Here is a 20,755-nt window from a genome sequence, read left to right on the forward strand (position 1 = left end):
TGTCGTCGTCGCTTGCTTATGCAGCTTGATGTCCATGAAGCTTTTCCTGAATCAATTGCTTGATGAGCTCACGAGAGGCTAACAAAGGATAGCTTCGTTGTGAAATCCGATCATCCGGCACCCTACAGCTAGGGCGCCTCAAGGCGTCAATATAACTCTCCATTGGTTTATAGTTGTTAATATAATAAGCATGATTGGTTTCAAGACATTCTAAGTTGATCTCCAAAGCTTCATCACTCATGATTTCGTCAAGATGCTGGAAGATTCTGATATCATGTTCTATCTGTTTGGTATTGTCGATAGCTAATCTTGTTGAAACTTCAATTTTGGTTTTTTCTCGCTGTAATATAATATTGTAAGCTAATCCTAGGATTACAAGAGAAATGCCAATTAATTCATCGCTGTTACTAGAAATATCTATATCTAAGCTGCTCTTGAATATAGCTTCTAGGATTCTCTCAAATAGAGATGTAGATGTTAAGAGAAGGCCTGCTACAATGACAGTCCATGTCACCTTGTTGGAGAACTCAGGTATAAATATTCTTAAGATTTTTTCAGCTTTGTCCCAATGACTTGCCATATCAAACTCCTTTTTAAGTGTTTTTATCCTGATTCCTTGTATTCTTAAATTGTTCTGTTAGCAATTAGCTCTTAGATTATAATATTAATTTAAGCATCTGTGTGAATAAAATGATTCAGTTCCAATGATCACAGAGAGCTCCCTACGACCACTGGCTACGTTGATCCTTGGCGGCGGTAGGCCGATGCTGTGGGTGGTGTCCGGTTTTCCGGACGCTGGCTGCGTGATGGCGCAGCCCATAACAATCAGATCCGGCGGGTGTGGTGGCAGAGGGATACGGCTGCCCACGATGACCGGACACGCCAAGGGAGAGCGGTGATGGCTCAGCAGATGCCTGTGTCAGGCGCGGTGGGTGGGGAGAAGATGACTGCCCCGCTGCGTGATGATCTACCTGCCACCTCGATTCATCTGGAGCGGGCGCGCCGCGAGTTGCTGCGTGCCGCGATGGATGCGGTGGAGGAGTGGGTCGTGGTGGTGGATGCCCAGGGCGGTATCCAGTTTCTGAATGCGCCCTATGCCGAGTTTCTCGGCGTCGAGGCCAGCGAGGTGCTGGGGCGCGATGTCAGCGAGGTGATCGAGAACACCCGCATGCACGAGGTGCTGGAGAGTGGACGCGCGGAGCTTGCCCAGCTGCAGCTGATTCGTGGCCACCACATGATTGCCCACCGTTATCCCATCTACCGCGATGGCGAACTGATCGGCGCCATCGGTTCGGTGCTCTACCACGACACCTGGGAATGGCGGCAGGTGAATGCTCAGGTTCAGGCGCTGGAAGCGGAGGTGGACTACTACCGTCAGGCGCTGGAATCCCCCAACGGCGCCCGCTGGCAGCTGAGTGACATCATCGGCGATTCGCCCGCGATGCGGGAGTTGGCCTGCAAGGTGCGCAAGATCGCCCCCGGCGGCGCCTCGGTGTTGATCCGTGGCGAGTCCGGCACCGGCAAGGAGCTGTATGCCCATGCGCTGCACCGCAGCTCGGCGCGTGCCAAGGGCCCCTTCATCAAGCTCAACTGTGCAGCGATTCCCGAAGCGCTGCTGGAGGCGGAGCTGTTCGGCTATGAAGAAGGCGCCTTCACCGGCGCCAAGCGTGGCGGCAAGCCCGGCAAGTTCCAGCTCGCGGATGGCGGCACGCTGTTTCTCGATGAGGTCGGCGACATGCCGCTGGCGATGCAGGCCAAGTTGCTGCGCGTGCTGCAGGACCGCGAGGTCGAGGCGGTCGGCGCGACCCGTCTGGTCAGCGTCGATGTGCGTGTCATCGCCGCGACTCACCGTCCGCTGGAAGCTCTGGTCGAGAGCGGCGAATTCCGCGAAGACCTCTTCTATCGCATCAATGTGGTGCCCTTGAAGGTGCCGCCGCTGCGCGAGCGCCGCGACGACCTGCCGACCCTGGCCACGCACCTGCTGTCACGCCTGGCGCGCCGCAGTGGCCGCCGCCCGCCGATGCTCTCCGACGCCGCCCTCGAGCGCCTGTGTGCCCATCACTGGCCCGGAAATGTACGCGAGCTGGAAAACGTGCTCGAAGCCGCCTTCTATCTTGGCGGCAGCCATATCCAACCGACCGATCTCCCGGATGCCATCGGTGCCCGGCATGGCGATGCCCGGCATGGCGTTACCCATCAAAGCGACTTGTCCACACCCGCTTCAGCGCCCGAGTCGTCCACAACCACCCGGGAACCACACACCACACCGGCTACACTGCGTGAGGCGATGGCCCAGGCGGAGCGCCAGTTGATCGAGGATGCGCTGCGCGCTGCCGAGGGCAATCGCACCCGTGCCGCCCGTCAGCTCGGCATCGCCAAGTCCTCGCTCTACGAGAAGCTCAACCGGCATGGGCTATTGGCCGAAGCGCCCTGATCGACAGACATTCCACCTTTCCGCCACCAACGAGTGGCCAGAGCGTCCGGAAATTCGGTCGGTGACCGGAATTCCGGACGCTTTACGTTCCCCGTCACCTCATGGCCTGCACACCCGCGTGGGGTCTGCATTCCTCTATCGGCATATTCGACTGGAGTCGTAGACAGAATGCATGACAGCGCGCGACCTTGGTCGCAGCCTTGGCGGCCGGAGGGTCCGGCTTTCCGGACGCTGTCGTGAGCCGATACTGCCGCCCAGCGCGCGGTGGGTCGGTTCTCGCGGGCCTTGTTCTCGTAGCTCTCTGAAATCATTGACGTTGTTGTGGCGTGGTCAGCCGCTTGCGTTGTCTTCGGGCAAGTTGACGTAAGCGTCATCTTGCAACGTGGTTCATGTCCAGCAAGCCACAAGCCGTACGACCAGCGAGCACAACAACAAATCAGGGAGCCGCACCATGTCGCAACACGCCACGCCACATACTTCAGCGTCACACCTGTCGACGCCGACCCGCCGCCTGCGCCTCGCAGCTGCCATTGCGGCGGCCGTGGCCACCACTACCTTGATGGCCGCCGCGCCAGCTCAGGCGGAAGGGCCGAAACAGCTCGACGTCGCCAGTACCTTCTCGACCAAGAACTTCCTCGGTGCCGGTGCCGTGCGCCTGTCAGAGGAACTCAAGAGCGCGACCGGCGGCGAGGTCGGCCTGCGCGTGCACGAACCGGGCGATCTCGTTCCGGCCTTCGAAGTCTTCAACTCCGTCTCCTCCGGTGCGGTACAGGCCGGTTGGGACTGGATGGGCTACTGGGCCGGCACGGTGCCGATCACCAACCTCTACGGCGCACTGCCGTTCGGCCCGAGCCCGGAAGCCTTCATGTCCTGGATGTGGGCCGGTGAGGGTACCGAGCTTGTGCAGGCCGCCTACGACCCCTACGGCGTGAAGGTGCTGCCATGCTTCATCTCGCCGCAGGAAACCGGCGGCTGGTACAACAAGGAAATCAACTCGCCGGAGGACTTCAAGGGCCTGTCGATGCGCATCTCCGGCCTCGGCGCCAAGGTGCTCAACAAGCTGGGCGCTTCCACCCAGCTGGTGCCGGGCAGCGAGATCTATCTTGCGCTGGAGCGTGGCCGTGTCGATGCCACCGAGTTCTCGGTGCCGCAGGTCGATCAGGCGATGGGCTTCAATGAAGTCGCCAAGTACTACTACTTCCCGGGTTGGCACCAGAGCGCCAGCTGGTTCTCGCTGCTGATCAACCAGCAGGTGTGGGACAGCTACAGCGATGAGCGCAAGGCGCAGTTCCAGACTGCCTGCCGCGCGACCCTGCAGTGGGCAATGGCCGAAGCGCCGCCGGCTCAGGTGCGTGCGATCCATGAGCTCGAGGAAAAGGGTGTCGAGGTCAAGCGCTTCCCGGAGCCGGTGATGACCGCGCTGCAGGAAGCCTGGGGTGAAGTGCTGGCCGAAGAGAAGCAGACCAATCCTGACTTCGCCAAGGCCTACGATTCGCTGATGAAGCACGCCGCTCTGATCGACGAATGGTACGAGCTGCAGGCCATGCCGCAGCCGATGGCCATGAAGCAGGCAGACAACGCTGACGAGGGTAGCGCCCAATGACCGACCCCCGCCTTGCGCCCTGGCGGGCACAGGGCGGGGCGGTGTGTGACGCCCTGGGCCGACCGCTGGTCGGCCTGGGGCTGTGGGTGGGTCGCCTGACCAGCTGGTTGGGTCTGGCGATCATCCTGGCCGTGCTCACCACCGTCACGCTCAACGCCCTGGGCATCAATGAAATCGCCAACTGGGGGTCGCCCGACGTGCTGCTGTTCGGCACCGCGATCACCATCAATTCCGTCACCGAGTTGCAGTGGCACCTGTTCGGTCTGCTGACGCTATTTGGTGGCACCTACGCCCTGCACAGCGATACGCATGTGCGGGTCGATCTGCTCTATCAGCGTCTCTCGCCGCGCGGACGCGCCGTGGTCGATATCCTCGGCCACCTCATCATGCTGATTCCCTTCTGCCTGCTGATCGCCTGGCTGTCCAAGCACTTCGTCACCATGTCCTACATGTCCGGCGAGAAGTCCAACTATGGCGGTCTGGTGGACCGTTACCTGATCAAGGCGATGCTGCCGACGGGGCTGGTGTTCCTCGCCCTCGGCGCGCTGGGGCAGATCTTCGAGAATCTGGCCTGCCTGTTGGACCCGGCGCGCACCCCCGAGCGCCTGAAAGACCACGAGATTGCCAGTCTGGCCGGCCTTGCGGATCAGCAGAATGCTGCGCAAGCGACCACCGACGCCACGGCACCCCAGAATCATGCAGACGGGAGCCATGACAATGCTCGCTGAATACGCCTTGCCCATCGCCATGGTGGTGGCACTTCTGATCGGTATCTTCTCCGGCTACCCGGTGGCCTTTCTGCTCGGCGGGCTGGGCATCCTGTTCGCCTTCATCGGCGACATTCCGTTGCCGTTTCTCGGCACCGTCGGCTCGCGCATCTTCGGTGGTGTGATCGAGAACTGGCTGCTGATCGCGATTCCGCTTTTCGTGTTCATGGGGCTGATGCTGGAAAGCTCCGGCGTGGCGCGCAATCTGCTGATGACGCTGCAGCGGCTGTTCGGCCGCGTGCATGGCGGTCTGGCCGTCTCGGTGGCGCTGCTGGGCGTGGTGATGGCCGCCAGTACCGGCATCATCGGTGCCTCGGTGGTCATGCTGGGCCTGCTGGCGCTGCCGGTGATGCTGGGGCAGGGCTACAAGGCCGAGATGGCCTGCGGGGTCATCGCGGCCTCCGGTACCCTAGGCATCCTGATTCCACCCTCGATCATGCTGGTGCTGATGGGCTCCATCCTGCAGATCTCGGTGGGGGCGCTGTTCAAGGCGGCGCTGATTCCGGGGCTGATGCTCGGTGCGCTCTACGTCGCCTATCTGCTGATCACCGCCAAGCTGCGCCCGGACTGGGCTCCGCTGCCGGACCAGTCGCTGCTCGGCAGCGACAAGACGCCGCTGCCGCTGGCACTGCTGCGTGACCTGCTCGGCCCGATGGTGCTGATCGTCGCGGTGCTGGGGTCGATCATGACCGGTATCGCCACGCCCACCGAGGCCGCGGCCATCGGCGCGGGCGGCAGTCTGCTGCTGGCGCTGGTAATGGGCGGGCTGTCCTTCGACACCCTGCGCAATACGCTCAGGGATACCTCGCGGACCAGCGCGATGATCCTGTTCGTCGTCATCGGCGCGACCTGCTTCTCGGTGGTCTTCAAGCGCCTCGGCGGTGACTACCTGATCGAGGATGTCATCACCGGCACCGGCCTTGGCCCCTACGGCCTGCTGTTGCTGCTGATGGGGCTGATCTTCGTGCTCGGCTTCTTCCTCGAGTGGATCGAGATCAGCTTCGTGGTGCTGCCGCTGGTGGCGCCGGTGGTCGAGGCGCTGGACTTCGGGCTCGGGCTTTCCGGCCAGGGACTGCTGGTGTGGTTCGCGATTCTGGTCGCCATCAACCTGCAGACGAGTTTCCTGACGCCACCCTTCGGCTATGCGTTGTTCTATCTCAAGGGCATCACCGCCGGGCAGGTGTCCATCGGCACCATCTATCGCTCGATTCTGCCCTTCGTCGGCCTGCAGCTGGCGGGTCTGATCCTGTGCATGCTGTTCCCGGCGCTGGTGCTGTGGCTGCCGGGGCTGATGCCCTGACCCACGCGACTCCGGGCATCACAGGGAGGTGATGTCTGGGTGAGAAGAGCGGCACAGTACGGCGTGAGGCACGCCGGGGCGACCCGGCGGGAGTTCTATCAGGGAGAATGAGATGCTGCCACGACGCAGGGTATTGATCGCGGGGCAGGGGGAGTGGCTGGAGGCCATGGCGCGCACCTTCCTGGAAGATGGCGCCATCATCGCCCTGATGAGCACCGCGCCGGCGGACCTCGAACGGGTGCTGGATGCTTTGGGCGGCGAACAGTCGGACCGCTTCGGCCAGGTGGTCGGCGAGGGCTGTTTCGAGACACTGGTGGCGCGTCTCGGGCGCCTCGATGTGCTGGTCTGCATGCCACCTCAGACCATGGCCGGGCAGTCGCTGGAGGCGTGCCTGGTTGCGCAGGTCGCCGGCCCCGGCGCCTTGCTCAAGGCGGCCTGTGCGCGCATGTTGCGCCACGGCGGGCGCCTGCTGGCCGTGGCACCACCGCTGCCCTCGCAGCCGTCCTCGTCGCCGTCCTCGCAGCTGTCCTCTCGGGACCATCACGGCACTGCCATGGCACAGGCGGCGCTGAGTGAGCTGATCCAGCGGCTGGCATCACGCGCGCCGGACAGGGTGCGCGCCAATCTGCTGTGCCCCGAGGGCAGCCGACCGGACGCCGTGGCGGAATGCGCGCGCTTTCTGGCCGGGGGCGCCGGGCGCTCCCTCAATGGTCAGGTGCTGCACCTGACGGATTGAGCGCTGCTGATCTCAGCTGTTCTTGCAATATCCGCTGCCTCCGCAGTTTCTGTTGACCCCAGGACGCCCGGTGCCTTGCACGGGCGTCTTGCCTGTCGGAGGTGCTGCCGGACGTGTAGCTCGCTCGTCTATATCGGGTATTCAGATCGGGAAACGCCAGACAGAGCGACTTTGTTGAGGGGCGAGCTTGTTGAGGAGCGAGCGGCATGGGCATGATGACAGGACAACAATCATGACGTTCGAGCAATGGAAGGAAGCCCCGATGAATGAGCAGGATCTGGCGACGCTGACCGCGTTCCGTCATGAGTTGCACCGTCACCCAGAGCTTTCGTGTCAGGAGCAGCAGACCGCCCGGCGGGTGGCCGCCATGCTGCGCGAGGTCGGAGTGGATGAATTGCATGAGGGGATCGGCGGGCATGGTCTGGTCGCCATCATCTACGGCGAGGAGCCCGGCATCGGCGTGGCGCTGCGTGCCGACATGGATGCCTTGCCGCTTCAGGAAAACGCCGGTAATACGCATGGCTCGCAGCATGCCAATGTCATGCATGCCTGTGGTCATGATGGCCATGCCGCGATGCTGGTCGGGGCAGCGATGGAGCTGGTGCAGCAGCGTCCGCCCAGGGGCCATGTGGTGCTGGTGGTGCAGCCGGCGGAAGAGGCGGGCACCGGCGCGCCCGACATGTTGGCCGACGGTTTGTTCGAGCGCTTTCCCGTCAAGGCCATCTTCGGCATGCACAACTGGCCGGGGGTCAAGACGGGCCATTTCGTGGTGCATGACGTACCGCACATGGCGGCCAGCGACGAATTCAGCGTGACGTTTCATTCCCGAGGCGGGCACGGCGCCATGCCGCATCTCACTCGCGATCCGATTCTGGCCACGGGACTGTTCATCACCGGCGTCCACCAGATCGTCGGCCGCAACATCAGCCCGAGCGATACCGCCGTCATCAGCGTCGGCAGTGTGCATGGCGGGGATGCCAGCAACATCATTCCAGCAACGTCCAGGGTGAAGGGCGATGTGCGCAGCTTCACGCCGCAGGTACGCGAGCTGCTGGAGCAGCGGATTCGCGAGGTGGCTCAGGGAGCCGCACTCACGGCGGGCTGCGAGGTCGCGCTCGAATACACCCCTTCCACGCCGGCGGTAGCCAATGACCTGGCTTGCGCGGCGCTGTGTCGTGAGGTCATCACGGCAGAGTGGGGCAGTGAGCGTCTCGTCGAGCACCCCATAAGCCTGAGCTCGGAAGACATGGGCGTCTTCCTGGAGGCGGTGCCGGGAGCGTACTGCTGGATCGGCAACGGTGATCAGCCCGGCAGTCCCAATCTCCACCAGCCTGACTACGACTTCAATGATGCGTCGCTGGCGCCGGGCAGCCACTTTCTGGCGTGCGTGGCTCGCAGGTTCCTCATGACTGACTCGTGAGATCCAGTGGCCCTGTTCAGCTTCCCGTCGGATCAATTGTCAGTGTGATCAATAGCCAATGTGATGATGGCCAGCGTAACGATGGCCAATTTGATCAATTATGCGTCCAATTTCATCAATCTGCTCTGGCTGAAGTGATTAAGGTAAAGGGAGATTCAGCGTCGCACCAGCATCCGCGAGCAGGCACCTGCCCGGTAAGACAACAGTGCCGCTCCCTCAGCCGTGGAGATCATCGAGTGCCCAGCAGCCCGCATTCCGTCAGCCTGAAAGACCCTGGACAACAACTGCATCTGAGCCACGCCGAGGGCGATCTGACCCTCGAGGCGCTCTGGTTGCGAGAGCGGAGTCCCGATGAAACGACGCTCGACTCCCTCACCGGTCAGCGCCTGATCGAGGCGGCGGACCTGCCGCTGGACCTGAGCCTGACCCAGGCGCAGCTGGATGGCGATACGCTGTCGCTGGCCTTCAGTGACGGCCATGCGGCGAGCTTCTCGCTGGCGGCACTGCTGGCGGAGTGTCAGCCGTGTGAGGCCTATCAGGGCATGACCTTCTGGCAGGGGGATCTGGCCCGGCTGCCCGAGGCCGACTTCGCCGCGGCGCTGGAGGATGACGCGGCCTTGCTGGACATGCTCGAGCAGTTGCAGCGCTTCGGCTTCGTGCGGGTCAGTGGCGTGCCGGACACGGAGGACGGCATGCAGGGGCTGATTCACCGTATCGGGCCGCTGCGACGCACCAACTGGGGCGGTATCGCCGATGTGAAATCCGTCGCCAATGCCTATGACCTCACGATGACCCAGCGCGGGCTGGAACCCCACACCGACAATCCCTACCGCGACCCGATTCCGGGTTATATCTGGCTGCACTGCCTGCGCAACGCGGCCCAGGGCGGCGACAGCATGCTGGTGGATGGCTTCAGCGCGGCGGAGCACCTGCGTCGCGTCGACCCCGAGGCCTTCACCTGCCTGACCGAGGTCACCCCCGACTTTCGCTATCACGATGCCACCACGCGGCTGGAAAGTGCCGGCCCGCTGATCGAGCTGGACAGCCGTGGCCAGGTTGCCCGAGTACGTTTCTCCAACCGCACCGAGCGGGTACCGGCGCTGCCCGGCGCGACCCTGCGTCGCTACTATGCTGCCCGCCAGGCGTTCTATCGGCTGATCTCCGGTGACGACTTCACGCTGCACCTCAAGCTGGCACCGGGCCAGATGCTGATCATGGACAACTACCGGCTGTTCCATGGTCGCAGCGCCTTCCAGCTGGAGGGCGGCATCCGCCATATGCGCCAGGGCTACGTGGACCGCGACTCTACCGCCAGCCGCCGTCTGCTGCTGGCCGATCAGCTCGCCGGTCAGCTCGATGGACAGCGCGACGGTCAGTTCGCCAATGAGGAGGCCAGCGCATGAGCGAGCAGGCCCGCTTCCGCAGTTTCGAGGAAAGCACCCATGCCGAGTGGGCGCTGATCGATGCGCGCTTCCGGGAATATCAGTCCGATGCCTGCCGGCGCGTGCTGGAACATCTTGGGCGGCTCAAGGGCGATCACCACGGCTATCCGGTCGATCGCTACGAACATTGCCTGCAGACCGCTACCCGCGCGTTGCGTGATGGTGCCGATGAGGAGATGGTGGTCTGCGCGCTGCTGCATGACATCGGCGATGATCTGGCACCGGCCAATCATGCCGAGATCGCCGCCGGTATCCTCGAGCCCTTCATCGACCCGCTGAACACCTGGATGATTCGTCATCACGAGCTGTTCCAGGGCTATCACTACCGCGAATTCTTCGGTCAGGACCGCCACGCCCGCGAGGCACATGCCGGGCATCCCGCCTATGAGCGCACCGTGCGCTTCTGTGACGAGTGGGACCAGACCAGCTTCGACCCTGAATACGACACCCTGCCGCTGGAGCATTTCGTCCCGATGCTGGAGCGCGTGATGGGACGCGCGCCCTTCGGCGGCTTGCCGGATCTGGTGCCGGAGCCAGCACTTGAGACAGCACTTGAGACAGCACTTGAACCAGCGCCGGGCAGGCGGGCCAGTGCTCGCTGAAGGCGCACTCCGCCGGAGGATAACTCTCTTGAATCAATCTCTTGCGACGCAGCCAGCGGGGCGGCAGGGCGGAGGAGACACAAGCACCCGACCATGACAGCGCCGCGAGCGATGGACACGCACGACGACCGCCATTCACGAAACCTTTCAGCCCCGACAACAACAAGGCCCGGCGCGACCGGAACCGACAAGGACAGACACGATGACCACCACCCCGTACCCCCTGACATGTACGACGAAGCACGGCGCCCGCCGTGGCCTGCTTGCCCTCGCGACCCTGTTGCTCAGTACGGCAAGCCTGGCAGCCCCCGCCCAGGACAAGGATGATGAGCTGACGCTGATCGTGCCGCCGTGGCCCGGCGTCACCGTCAAGAGTGAGATCGTCGCCCGGATTCTCGCTCCGCTGGGTTACGACGTGGAGCGACAGGAGGTCAGCTCCACCGTCGGCTACAACACCCTGACCACCGGCGACAGTGATGCTTTCCTCGCTGGCTGGCTGCCTGCTCAGAAAGACAGTTATGACGCGGCCATGGCCGCCGGCGCGATCACCGATCTCGGCAACAACGTCACCGGCGCCCGCATGGGCTTCGCGGTGCCGGGCTATGTCTACGAGGCCGGCATCCACAGCGCCGCGGACCTTGCCGCCCACGCCGAGCGATTCGACGAGACCGTCTACTCCATCGAAAGCGGCTCCACCGTCAGCGACATGCTCAATGGGGCAATCGACGATGATGTCTATGGCCTGGGCGGCTGGGATGCGATGGAATCCTCGACGCCCGGCATGCTCAGCGAGGTGCGTGCCGCTCAGCGCGAGCAACGCTGGATCGCCTTCTACGGCTGGACACCGCACTGGATGGTGCCGGAATTCGACACCCACATCCTGGAAGATCCGGAGTCGGTGTTCGGCCCCGACAATGGCGCCAGTGACGTCAAGACCGTGGTGCGCACCGCCTACGCCGAAGCCAATCCCAACCTCACTCGCTTCCTCGATCAGCTGGTCTTCAGCTCCGAAGAGCAGAGTGCCTTCATCCTCGACTACAGCCTCAAGGAGCGTGACCTCGATGAGGTGGCGCACGACTGGCTGGCCGCCAATCCAGACCGGCTGGCGGAGTTTCTCGCTGGCGTGACTACACGCGATGGCGAGGATGCCCTGGCTGCCGTGAAGGCCAGCCTGCAAGGCTGACGTAGCCGTGCTGCCGCCTTGACGGCCTGGGCGGGCGCCGAGGGATGGCTCCCGCCCAGGCCTCGTATTGTCTAAGCCTCGTCGCGTCCAAGGCGTGCAATCCGTGAACCACGACCCTGCTTGCCGTGCCCCTGGCGTGGAAAGTCGCAATGTGGAACGTCTCTTGCTATACAAGTGTATCAATAGTCGTTCGCTCGATTGCAGCTCGATCGCCGGTTGCGCAGCCCACCGTGGCCCGTGGCGGCAAGACAGGCGTCACCCGCGCATCATCTGCCAGGCCCGGCAGCATCACTCTGCACCAACAGGGTGCGTCGCGCCGCTATCGGCTGCACGATCGCTCATTTCACGCCAGCCACAGCCACCCACTTGTGAGTCGCTCATGACTATCTCGCCCTCGAACGTATCTCCCATGACCCGCTCGATGAATGCAGACAGTGACGGCATCTCCGAGCCTCAGCAGGCGCGCCCGGACGGCCCGGCAAGACCCGCGCGTGCTGCCTCGAATCGGGTCGTCGTCGAAGCCAGCAACATCGTCAAGCACTACGGTGATCTGGCGGTGCTGCACGACGTGTCATTGCGCGTGAAGGAAGGCACCGTCACCACCATCATCGGCGCCAGTGGCTCCGGCAAGAGCACCTTGCTGCGTTGCATGAACCTGCTCGAGCGCCCCGATCGGGGCGAGCTGTCGATCGCCGGTGAGCATGTGCGCTTCGACCGTGACAGCCGCGGCGGCCTCATCGGGCTGGATCGTCGTCAGATCCAGCGCCTGCGCTCCAAGGTCACCATGGTCTTCCAGCAGTTCAATCTGTGGCCGCACCTGACCGTGCTCGGCAATGTCACCGAGGCGCCGATGCGCGTGAAGGGCATGTCACGCCGCGAGGCGACACACATCGCGGAGCACTATCTGGAGCGTGTCGGCATGCTGGAACGCGCCGACAGCTATCCGGCCTTTCTCTCCGGCGGCCAGCAGCAGCGGGTCGCGATCGCACGTGCGCTGGCGATGGAGCCGCGCGTGCTGCTTTTCGATGAGCCGACCTCGGCACTGGACCCGGAGCGGGTCAGTGAAGTGCTCGGCGTCATCCGCAGCCTCGCCGATGAGGGTCGCACCATGCTGATGGTGACCCACGAGATGGCCTTCGCCAGAGAAGTCTCCGATCAGATCGTGTTTCTCGATGAGGGCAGGGTCGGCGTGGCCGGAAGCCCCGAGGAGGTCTTCGAGCAGACCGAGCACGAGCGCTGCCGCCGCTTCATCGCACCGGCGGCCTGAGCCCGCCTGCAACACCCCGTCATGGACCTCCCCGCCATGACGTAGATGGACCCACAACAACAGCCAGGAGATGGCCTGATGACCTTGATGAACGACGCTGGATTTGCTGCCAATATCCCTTCACTGACCGCACGCGGGACGCGTTCTGACTCTGTTTCCACTTCTGCTTCCACCTCTGCGCTGCGCAAGCTGGCCGGTGCATTGATGATGGGGGGACTGACGCTGGGTGGACTGACGCTGGGCGCCGCTCAGGTGCATGCCGCATACACCCTCAAGATCGGTATCTCCGCGGAGCCTTATCCGCCCTTTACCTACACCTCTGCCAGCGGTGAGTGGACCGGCTTCGAGGTCGAGCTGGCCGAGGCGATCTGTGACGCCATGCAGCGTGAGTGCGAGATCACCCCGACCGGCTGGAGCGGTATCATTCCCTCGCTGAAGGCCGGTCGCATCGACATGATCATGAATTCGATGACCATCACCAAGGCCCGCGAGAAGGTCATCGACTTCAGCATCCCCTATTACAACTCGCCGGGTGCCTACGTGGCCGCCAAGGATCTCGAGCTCGAGATTCCGGATGGCCTCGACGGCAAGATTCTCGGTACCCAGGCGGCGACCACCCATGCCAACTTCGCCCGTAGAGCGCTGCGCAACACCGGCGTCGATGTACGTCTCTATGATCAGCAGGAGCAGGTCAACAGTGACCTGCTGTCCGGGCGCGTGGACGTGATTCTGGCCGACGAGATCGCCATGAGCGCACTGGTCAAGCGTGACGAGGCCGAAAACTTCGAGATCAAGGCGACCACGCCGCAGCACGAGGCCTATGGCATCGGGGCCGGCATCGGGGTGCGCAAGGAAGATGGCGCGCTGAAAGAGGCACTCGATGGCGCCATCCACCAGGTCTACGCGGACGGAACCTGCACGGCGCTCTCGAACAAGTACTTCGATACCGACGTCTGCCTGGGCTGAGCCTGCGCGTGCTGGCCGGGCGGCCGAGGTCGTCCGGTCAGCACGCCTCGCGTATCGCATCCGCCATTTCCTACTGATACGAGAAGGACGCTGATCATGTCCCAGTTCGCCCAGGAAGGGCTCGCCGATTGGACAGCCCCGATACTCGCCGGCGCCGTCACCACTCTGCAGATCGCCTTCGCCGCTTACGCCATCGGCTTGCTGCTCGGGCTGGTGGGGGCGGCATCACGACTCAGCCCGTGGGCGCCGTTGCGCGCGCTTGCCACCAGCTATTCGACGGCCGTGCGCGCGGTGCCGGAACTGCTGTTGATCATTCTGCTGTACTACGGCGGCTCCCAGGCGCTCACTGCGCTGATGAACGCGCTGGGGGTCGAGGGCCAGGTGGAGATCAGCGGCTTCGTCACTGCCGTCGGCGTGCTGGCCTTCGTGCAGGGCGCCTACATGACCGAAGTCTTCCGCGGCGCCATCCTGGCCATCCCCAGGGGCCAGCTGGAAGCGGCCGATGCCTATGGCTTCTCGCCCATGGCGCGCTTTCGCTACATCACGCTGCCGGGCATGTTGCCCAATGCACTGCCGGGCATGTCCAACCTGTGGCTGATCCTGATCAAGGACACCGCCCTGATCAGCGTCATCGGCTTCAGCGAGCTGTTCTTCACCGTGCAGCAGGCGGCCGCCAGCTCGCGCGCCTATTTCCTGTTCTACAGCGTGGCGGGGCTGCTCTATCTGCTGATGACCCTGACCTCGAGCGCCGTGTTCAGTCGTCTGGAACGCTACGTGCGCCGCGGCGAGCCCGATATTTCAGCCCAGGAGGCGTGACATGGATTTCAGCTGGTTATCGGACCCCTACTATCAGGAGTCGCTGTGGACGGGGCTGATCAACACCTTGGTGCTGCTGGTGGTCTCCGCCGTGCTCGGCTTCACGCTGGCGGTCGGCATGGCGATGGCGCGCATCAAGGGCCCCAGGCCGCTCGCCTGGCTGGCCAGCGGCGTCTCCATCGTGATGCGTGGTACGCCGCTGCTGGTGCAGCTGTTCTTCTTCTATTACGGCATCGGCCGGCTGCTGGAAGGCATTCCCGGCATTCGCGAGAGCATGTTCTGGGGCATCCTGCGTGATCCGTTCTTCTACGCCACCCTGACCTTCACGCTTTCGGTGGGCGCCTACACCGGCGAGGTGCTGCGTGGGGCGCTGCTCAGCGTGCCGCCGGGCGAGCGGGAAGCGGGGCGCGCCTTCGGTATGGGGCCGTTCCAGGTCTTCAGTCGCCTGTGGCTGCCGCGCGCCATCCAGCTGTGCCTGCCGACCCTGACCGGCGAGATCATCCTGCTGCTCAAGTCGGTGCCGCTAGTCTCGACGATCGCCATGATGGACCTGCTGCAGGTCGCCAACATCATCCGCGACGAGAACTTCCTCACCTACGAGCCGCTGCTGTTCATCGGCGCCATCTACCTCGTGCTGACCATCCTGCTGACCCTGTGTCTGCGCCAGGTCGAACTCAACTTCCCCGGCGTACGCGCCCAGGCCCGCAACGGAGGGTGGTTGGCGCGCCTGCGCCAGCCCAGACCCGCCTGAGGTCACTCGCCTGGCGGCCATCGCTGGTTTCCTGCAGAAAGCACACAAAGACGCCGAGTCAGTCGACTCGGCGTCTTTGTGTCGGTGGGCTGGTGATCAGGCTCCGAACCCGGCCAGCTTTCTAACTGGCACCGAAACCTGCCAGAAAGACGCGCACGCAGCGTCTGACATGTGGGCGGAGTTGTTCGGGGCTTGCGGTGTCGGGTGGGCAGCCGAGCAGGGCGTCGACATGCAACGGATTGAGCAGCATGCCGGTGAGCAGGTTGGCGGCGGCCAGCGGTTCCTGGCCGAGGCCGGTGGGCGGCAGGTGGCCCTGGGCGACCTGACGCGACAGGTAGCCTGCCAGGCGTTGTCGGGTCAGCTTGGGGCCGTTGTCGAGGAACAGCTTGCCTAGCTGCGGATTGCGGCCGCTCTCGAAGGCGAGGCCACGGAACAGCCGGATCAGCTCGGGCGCGAGGGCCAGCGCCAGCATCGCCATGCCGAAGTCTTCCAGCGCTTCCTCGACACTGCGTGTCTCGTTGGCTTCGTGGTCCATCACCGACCACACCGTCTGCGCCTCCTGCTGCATCACGGCCAGAAACAGGCCGTCCTTGTTGCCGAAATTACGATACAGCGTTGCCAGTGATCCGCCGGCCTGCCGGGCGATCTCATTGATGCTGGTCGCGGCGAAGCCGTGTTCGAGGAAATGTTCGCGGGCGACTTCCAGCTGGCGTTTGCGGCGTGCTTCCCCGCGCGGTGAGGCGCGAGTCGTGGTGCTTACCGAGTCAGGGCCGGTCTCTGATGAGGGCGAATCAGTCATGTGAGTGTCCTGTCTGTGATCCGGAAACCGCCTGAAACAGGCAAGGTTGCGATATTGCGAACGAGAGACGCTGTCTGTCGAAACTGTCTGGAGTGCCTCAATGAAGTGTAGTATTTATTACACTTTGTGGCGATGCAAGATGACAGCCGTGGCCTGAGCGCTCGCAAGCGCCGTGGCCGCCTCATCCGCAGCGTCGGACAGATTACACGCCTGTCACCGACAGGCAGCAAGAGAGAGTCACCGAATGAACAAGGCTGGCAAGGGTGTCGTGGCACTCATCGTGGTGGCGGGCGTGATCGCTGGCGGAGTGATGGGGGGCGAATGGTGGCAGGTCGGGCGCTTCATGCAGGAGACCGACAACGCCTATGTGCGCACCGACAGCGTCGCGGTGCGCTCCGAGATCACCGCGCGGGTGACGCGCATGCTGGTGCATGACAACCAGCCGGTGAAGAAGGGGCAGCTGCTGGTGCAGCTGGATGACGAAGATGCCAGGGCCAATCTGGACCAGGCCAGTGCCGCGCTGGACAACGCCCGCACCGGGGAAGTCCAGGCCGAGCGACAGCTGGACCTGCAGGGCGCGAAGATCGACGAGGCCAAGGCTGCGCTGGCCTCGGCCAAGGCCGAACGCGATCAGGCTGCGTTGCATCTCAAGCGCTCAAGAAGCTTGGAGAGCCGCAGCTACGCCTCGCGTCAGACCTATGAGGATGATCAGGTCACCCTGCGCACCGCCGAGGCCAAGGTGGCGCAGCAGAACGCTGCACTGGCGTCCGCGCGTCAGCAGCTGGAGGTCTACAAGGCGCAGCTGGAGTCGGCGCGTGCCAAGGTGGTGTCGGCGGCGGCGGATCTCGCCTACGCGCGCCACCAGCTGGAGAAGACCTCGATCTACGCGCCGCAGGATGGTGTGGTCGGCAATCGCAGTGTCGAGGTGGGCACCATGGCCAGCGCCTCGCTGACCCTGATGCAGCTGGTGCCGGTGAAGAGCGCCTATGTGGTGGCCAACTACAAGGAAACCCAGACCGAGCGCATGCGCGTCGGTCAGCCGGTCAGTCTCGAGGTGGATGCCTACCCGGATATCGAGTTTGAGGGCGTGGTGGATAGCCTGGCGCCGGCGACCGGCACCGAGTTCAGCCTGCTGCCCACGGACAATGCCACCGGCAACTTCAACAAGATCGTCCAGCGTGTGCCGGTGCGCATTCGCCTGACCGGCCCAGCGGATGCGCTGCCGCGTCTGCGTGCTGGCCTGTCGGTCATCCCCAGTGTCGATACGCGTGAACTGCCGGACACCGGCACCTATGCCGCCGATAGCCTCTCCAGGGACGTCATCGCGCCCGATGCCGCGCAGGTCGCCAGCGCTGATCGCGGAGCGCAGTAAGCATGACCGAGACGACTCAGTCCTCGGCCCAGCCCCCGAGACAGCCCCCGGCGGGCACCGTTAGTGACATGCCGACGCGCCGCCAGCAGATCGGCTTCGTGGCCGCGGTGTTCGGCATGTTCATGGCGATTCTGGATATCCAGATCGTGTCCAGCTCGCTCAACGAGCTGCAGGCGGGCCTGGCCGCCAGTCAGGACCAGATCTCCTGGGTGCAGACCAGCTATCTGATCGCCGAGATCGTGATGATTCCGCTCTCCGGCATGCTGGCGCGCATCTTCTCGACGCGGCTGGTGCTGACCGTCTCGGCGCTGGGTTTCACGCTGGCGAGTCTGGGCTGTGCGCTCTCGACCTCGCTGGAAGCCCTGATCGTGCTGCGCGCGGTCCAGGGCTTCATGGGCGGTGCGATGATTCCGCTGACCCAGGCAGCCAGTTTCTCGATCTTCCCGCGCCGCATGATGGGCAGCATCCAGGCGGTGATCGGCCTGGTGGCGACCATGGCGCCCTCCATCGGGCCGTCCGTCGGCGGCTACATCACCGAATACATGAGCTGGCATTGGCTGTTTCTGGTCAATCTGGTGCCGGGCGTCATCGTGGCGGCGCTGGTGTGGCGCAATCTGGAAATCGACAGCGGTGATCGCAGCCTGCTCAGCCGTCTGGATACGCTGGGGCTGGCGCTGATGGCGGTCTTTCTCGGCAGCCTCGAATTCGTGCTCGAGGAGGGGCCCGGCGATGACTGGTTCGCCAGTTCACTGATCCTGTTCTGGAGTGTGGTGTGCGCGGTGGCGGCGGTCGGCTTCTTCTGGCGCGTGCTGACGACCCGCAATCCCATCGTCGACCTGCGGGTGTTCAGGGACCGCAACTTCGCGCTGGGCGCGATCATCGGCTTCTGGATCGGCGTGGTGCTCTATGGGCTGGTCTATATGGTGCCGCTGTTTCTCGGCTCGATTTCCGGCTTCTCCAGCGTGCAGATCGGGCAGGTGATGTTCGTCAGCGGCGTGGTGATGTTCCTGATGGCGCCGGTGGCGGGCAAGCTTTCCGACCGCATCGACTTGCGCCTGATGCTGTGCATCGGCCTGGTGCTGACCGGCCTCGGCACCGGCATGAACGTGCACCTGACCTCGGACTCGGGCTTCGATGACTTCTTCTGGCCGCAGGTGATCCGCGGCGCGGGCCAGATCATGGTGCTGCTGTCGGTCTCCCGGCTGGCGATGGGGCGTCTGGCGCCCCACGAGATAGGCAACGGCAGTGGCCTGTTCAACGTGATGCGCAACCTGGGCGGCGCGGTGGGGCTGGCGCTGATCGATACCCTCCGCGAGCTGCGTGAGGACTATCACTGGAACCAGATGATCGGGGCCATCGACCAGAGCCGCCAGGTGGTGATCGACCAGCTGGCAAGCTATCAGTCGACCTTCACGGGGCTGGCTGATCCGTGGCAGGCCGGTGTGCAGATGATCGCCCAGCGCATCAGCCTCCAGGCCGAGGTGCTGGCCTTCGACAATATCTTCCTGTGGCTGGGCGCGGTCTATGTAGTCGGCAGCGTGGCGGCCTTCCTGTTCCGTCGTCCGGAAAACCCTGCCAGCAAGGCGGATGCCAGCGAAAGTGGCGAACAGAGCCCAGCGCACTGATGGCGCCTTGAAGGCTCCTTGATCGTAGTTTGAGAAAACGCCGCAAGTCGCTGAAAGACCAAGACCCGCCAATCGGCGGGTCTTGGTCTTTCAAGCCTTGGTGTGTCAGGCCATGAGCCTCTGTCAGTCAGCCAGCATTCAGCCAGCAGGGCGTCACCAGCCCCAGAACATCAGATACCAGATGCCCAGCGCGGGCAGGCAGGCCAGCGCGACACTCGCGGTGCCGATCAGCCGTGCAGTGTTGCCTGCGAGCAGGCCGCCGTTGCGCTGTTCACCATTGCGCTGCTCACCGGTAATGCGCCAGGCCAGCCGCAGGCCCCACAGGCAGGCCAGTGCCAGCAGGGTGGCGCGCAGATCATTGGCCCAGCTGAGGTTGATGCCGTCGCCGCGCAGCAGCGTCATGGTGGTGGCGGAGAGGCCGAGAAACACGCCCAGCCCGCCCAGCGGAATCAGGCTCAGCGAGAGATGCCACAGGCGTGACAGCGTCGCCTTGCCACCCATCAGCCAGTTGCCCAGCAGCAGCGGCAGGCTGGTGAGCGCGCCCAGCAGTCCGCCACCAACCACGATCCACAGCGTGATCAGGCTGCCATCGAGCAGGTTGAAGACATCGTTGTGCTCGGGGTAGTTGGTCAGAATCCAGGTGGGCAGGGTGGTGGTCAGCGGCCACATCAGATCGTGCTCGATCAGCCAGACCGCCAGTTGCTGCTTGAGGGCGACGAACCACGGGCTGGCGCTCCAGCTGAAGGCACCGATGGCGATGCCGAGCAGGCCGAACACCAGCACCGAGTAGTGGGTGAAGCGCACCGGCTGCGGCGGCTCGACCAGCTCTACCCCCGGCGCACGCCACTCCAGCTGCATCGCGTCCTTGTAGCCGCTGCAGCGTCCGCAGACATGGCAGTCACCGGCACTGTCGAGCTGCTTGAGCGGAATCAGCGGCGCGCAGTCAGGGGCGTACATGCGCACGGCGTTGCCCTGACGGACAGCCTGATTGTGAGCGTTCCAGCGCGCCTGGTCGGTGCGGAAGTGGGTCGGCGAGAGGCGCGCCAGCAGATTGAAGACGCCATTCACCGGACACAGCTGCCGACACCAGACGCGGGTGCCCTTGCCGTAGATCAGCCCGACGGTGATCGCGGCCACCGTCGAGCCGCCCAGCACCACCAGTGCGCCCAGCGGGTACTGATAGACGCTGGCCAGCTGGCCATAGAGCGTGGTGCCGAGGAAGGCCACGAAGGGCCAGCCGCCCCAGCGCATCCAGCCGGGAATCGGGCGACCGAGGCCGATGCGGCTGGCGGCTTCGGTCAGGGTGCCTTCGGGGCAGAAGACACCGCACCACACGCGGCCCATCAGCACCATGCTGATCAGCACGAAGGGCCACCACAGCCCCCAGAACACGAACTCGGCGAACACCGTCAGGTTGGTGAGGATATGCGCCTGGTAATCCGGCAGTGGCAACAGGGCCGGCACCACCAGCAGAAAGGCATAGATGCCGACCACCAGCCATTGCACCAGCTGGATCAGGTCACGTCGCTGCTGCATCGCCTGTCCGAAGCGCGCGATACGCGTGGCCTGACGGCCCGGCGAGGTGCCGCCATCACTGGCGATGAGGTTGCTGATGTCACCGTGGGGGCTGGAGCCGCAATTGGCCATGACTATCGTTTCTCCTGACTGGCAG

The 20,755-nt window shown here is 63.9% G+C and carries 18 protein-coding genes; 15 read left to right on the plus strand and 3 right to left on the minus strand.

Annotation, left to right across the window (positions count from 1 at the left end; translation table 11 throughout):
• Positions 1-16 precede the first annotated feature (16 nt).
• On the minus strand, positions 17-580 hold the full coding sequence (locus NH396_RS07895) for a hypothetical protein (RefSeq protein ID WP_253062766.1): 564 nt from the start codon (positions 578-580) through the stop codon (positions 17-19).
• 318 nt (positions 581-898) lie between these two features.
• Here NH396_RS07895 and NH396_RS07900 point away from each other — a divergent pair, with 318 nt between their 5' ends.
• The 13 genes from NH396_RS07900 to NH396_RS07960 all read left to right on the plus strand — a co-directional run bounded on the left by NH396_RS07900 (position 899) and on the right by NH396_RS07960 (position 15,287).
• Positions 899-2,434 (plus strand): sigma 54-interacting transcriptional regulator, encoded by a 1,536-nt coding sequence (locus NH396_RS07900; protein ID WP_253062768.1) that lies wholly within the window; start codon positions 899-901, stop codon positions 2,432-2,434.
• A gap of 451 nt (positions 2,435-2,885) precedes the next feature.
• Positions 2,886-4,037, plus strand: coding sequence for a TRAP transporter substrate-binding protein (locus tag NH396_RS07905; protein WP_253062770.1), 1,152 nt, complete (start codon positions 2,886-2,888; stop codon positions 4,035-4,037).
• Positions 4,034-4,765, plus strand: a complete 732-nt coding sequence (locus tag NH396_RS07910; RefSeq protein WP_253062772.1) for a TRAP transporter small permease subunit — start codon at positions 4,034-4,036, stop codon at positions 4,763-4,765. The genes NH396_RS07905 and NH396_RS07910 overlap by 4 nt, the downstream gene beginning before the upstream one ends.
• Complete coding sequence (locus NH396_RS07915; protein WP_253062774.1) at positions 4,755-6,104, plus strand: TRAP transporter large permease subunit; 1,350 nt, start codon at positions 4,755-4,757, stop codon at positions 6,102-6,104. The genes NH396_RS07910 and NH396_RS07915 overlap by 11 nt, the downstream gene beginning before the upstream one ends.
• A 112-nt stretch (positions 6,105-6,216) precedes the next feature.
• Positions 6,217-6,840, plus strand: coding sequence for a hypothetical protein (locus NH396_RS07920; RefSeq protein WP_253062776.1), 624 nt, complete (start codon positions 6,217-6,219; stop codon positions 6,838-6,840).
• A 232-nt stretch (positions 6,841-7,072) separates the two neighbouring features.
• The gene (locus NH396_RS07925; RefSeq protein ID WP_253062777.1) at positions 7,073-8,260 is read left to right on the plus strand and encodes an amidohydrolase; all 1,188 of its coding nucleotides are present in this window, start codon (positions 7,073-7,075) and stop codon (positions 8,258-8,260) included.
• Between the two features lie 284 nt (positions 8,261-8,544).
• Positions 8,545-9,663 carry a TauD/TfdA family dioxygenase gene (locus NH396_RS07930; RefSeq protein ID WP_253063165.1) on the plus strand — a complete coding sequence of 373 codons (1,119 nt, stop codon included), beginning with the start codon at positions 8,545-8,547 and terminating at the stop codon, positions 9,661-9,663.
• Positions 9,660-10,304, plus strand: a complete 645-nt coding sequence (locus NH396_RS07935; protein ID WP_253062779.1) for an HD domain-containing protein — start codon at positions 9,660-9,662, stop codon at positions 10,302-10,304. The genes NH396_RS07930 and NH396_RS07935 overlap by 4 nt, the downstream gene beginning before the upstream one ends.
• Positions 10,305-10,506: 202 nt before the next feature.
• On the plus strand, positions 10,507-11,487 hold the full coding sequence (locus NH396_RS07940) for an ABC transporter substrate-binding protein (RefSeq protein WP_253062781.1): 981 nt from the start codon (positions 10,507-10,509) through the stop codon (positions 11,485-11,487).
• Positions 11,488-11,908: 421 nt separating this feature from the next.
• Positions 11,909-12,754 carry an amino acid ABC transporter ATP-binding protein gene (locus NH396_RS07945; protein WP_253062783.1) on the plus strand — a complete coding sequence of 282 codons (846 nt, stop codon included), beginning with the start codon at positions 11,909-11,911 and terminating at the stop codon, positions 12,752-12,754.
• Between the two features lie 78 nt (positions 12,755-12,832).
• Positions 12,833-13,720 carry a transporter substrate-binding domain-containing protein gene (locus NH396_RS07950; RefSeq protein WP_253062785.1) on the plus strand — a complete coding sequence of 296 codons (888 nt, stop codon included), beginning with the start codon at positions 12,833-12,835 and terminating at the stop codon, positions 13,718-13,720.
• A 96-nt stretch (positions 13,721-13,816) separates the two neighbouring features.
• Positions 13,817-14,536 (plus strand): ABC transporter permease subunit, encoded by a 720-nt coding sequence (locus NH396_RS07955; RefSeq protein ID WP_253062787.1) that lies wholly within the window; start codon positions 13,817-13,819, stop codon positions 14,534-14,536.
• Position 14,537: 1 nt separating this feature from the next.
• Complete coding sequence (locus NH396_RS07960; RefSeq protein ID WP_253062798.1) at positions 14,538-15,287, plus strand: ABC transporter permease subunit; 750 nt, start codon at positions 14,538-14,540, stop codon at positions 15,285-15,287.
• A gap of 121 nt (positions 15,288-15,408) precedes the next feature.
• Here the strand turns inward: NH396_RS07960 and NH396_RS07965 are convergent, their stop codons facing one another.
• Positions 15,409-16,086 carry a TetR/AcrR family transcriptional regulator gene (locus NH396_RS07965; RefSeq protein ID WP_253062800.1) on the minus strand — a complete coding sequence of 226 codons (678 nt, stop codon included), beginning with the start codon at positions 16,084-16,086 and terminating at the stop codon, positions 15,409-15,411.
• A gap of 244 nt (positions 16,087-16,330) precedes the next feature.
• On the opposite strand from NH396_RS07965, the gene NH396_RS07970 reads away from it, so the two are divergent.
• Both NH396_RS07970 and NH396_RS07975 read left to right on the plus strand, forming a co-directional pair.
• On the plus strand, positions 16,331-17,458 hold the full coding sequence (locus tag NH396_RS07970) for an HlyD family secretion protein (RefSeq protein ID WP_253062802.1): 1,128 nt from the start codon (positions 16,331-16,333) through the stop codon (positions 17,456-17,458).
• A 2-nt stretch (positions 17,459-17,460) separates the two neighbouring features.
• Positions 17,461-19,083 (plus strand): DHA2 family efflux MFS transporter permease subunit, encoded by a 1,623-nt coding sequence (locus NH396_RS07975; RefSeq protein ID WP_253062813.1) that lies wholly within the window; start codon positions 17,461-17,463, stop codon positions 19,081-19,083.
• A gap of 153 nt (positions 19,084-19,236) precedes the next feature.
• Here NH396_RS07975 and NH396_RS07980 read toward each other — a convergent pair whose 3' ends face one another.
• Positions 19,237-20,730 carry a 4Fe-4S binding protein gene (locus NH396_RS07980; RefSeq protein ID WP_253062824.1) on the minus strand — a complete coding sequence of 498 codons (1,494 nt, stop codon included), beginning with the start codon at positions 20,728-20,730 and terminating at the stop codon, positions 19,237-19,239.
• Positions 20,731-20,755: the final 25 nt, after the last annotated feature.

The sequence above is a fragment of the Cobetia sp. Dlab-2-AX genome (assembly GCF_024124625.1).
GTDB lineage: Bacteria > Pseudomonadota > Gammaproteobacteria > Pseudomonadales > Halomonadaceae > Cobetia.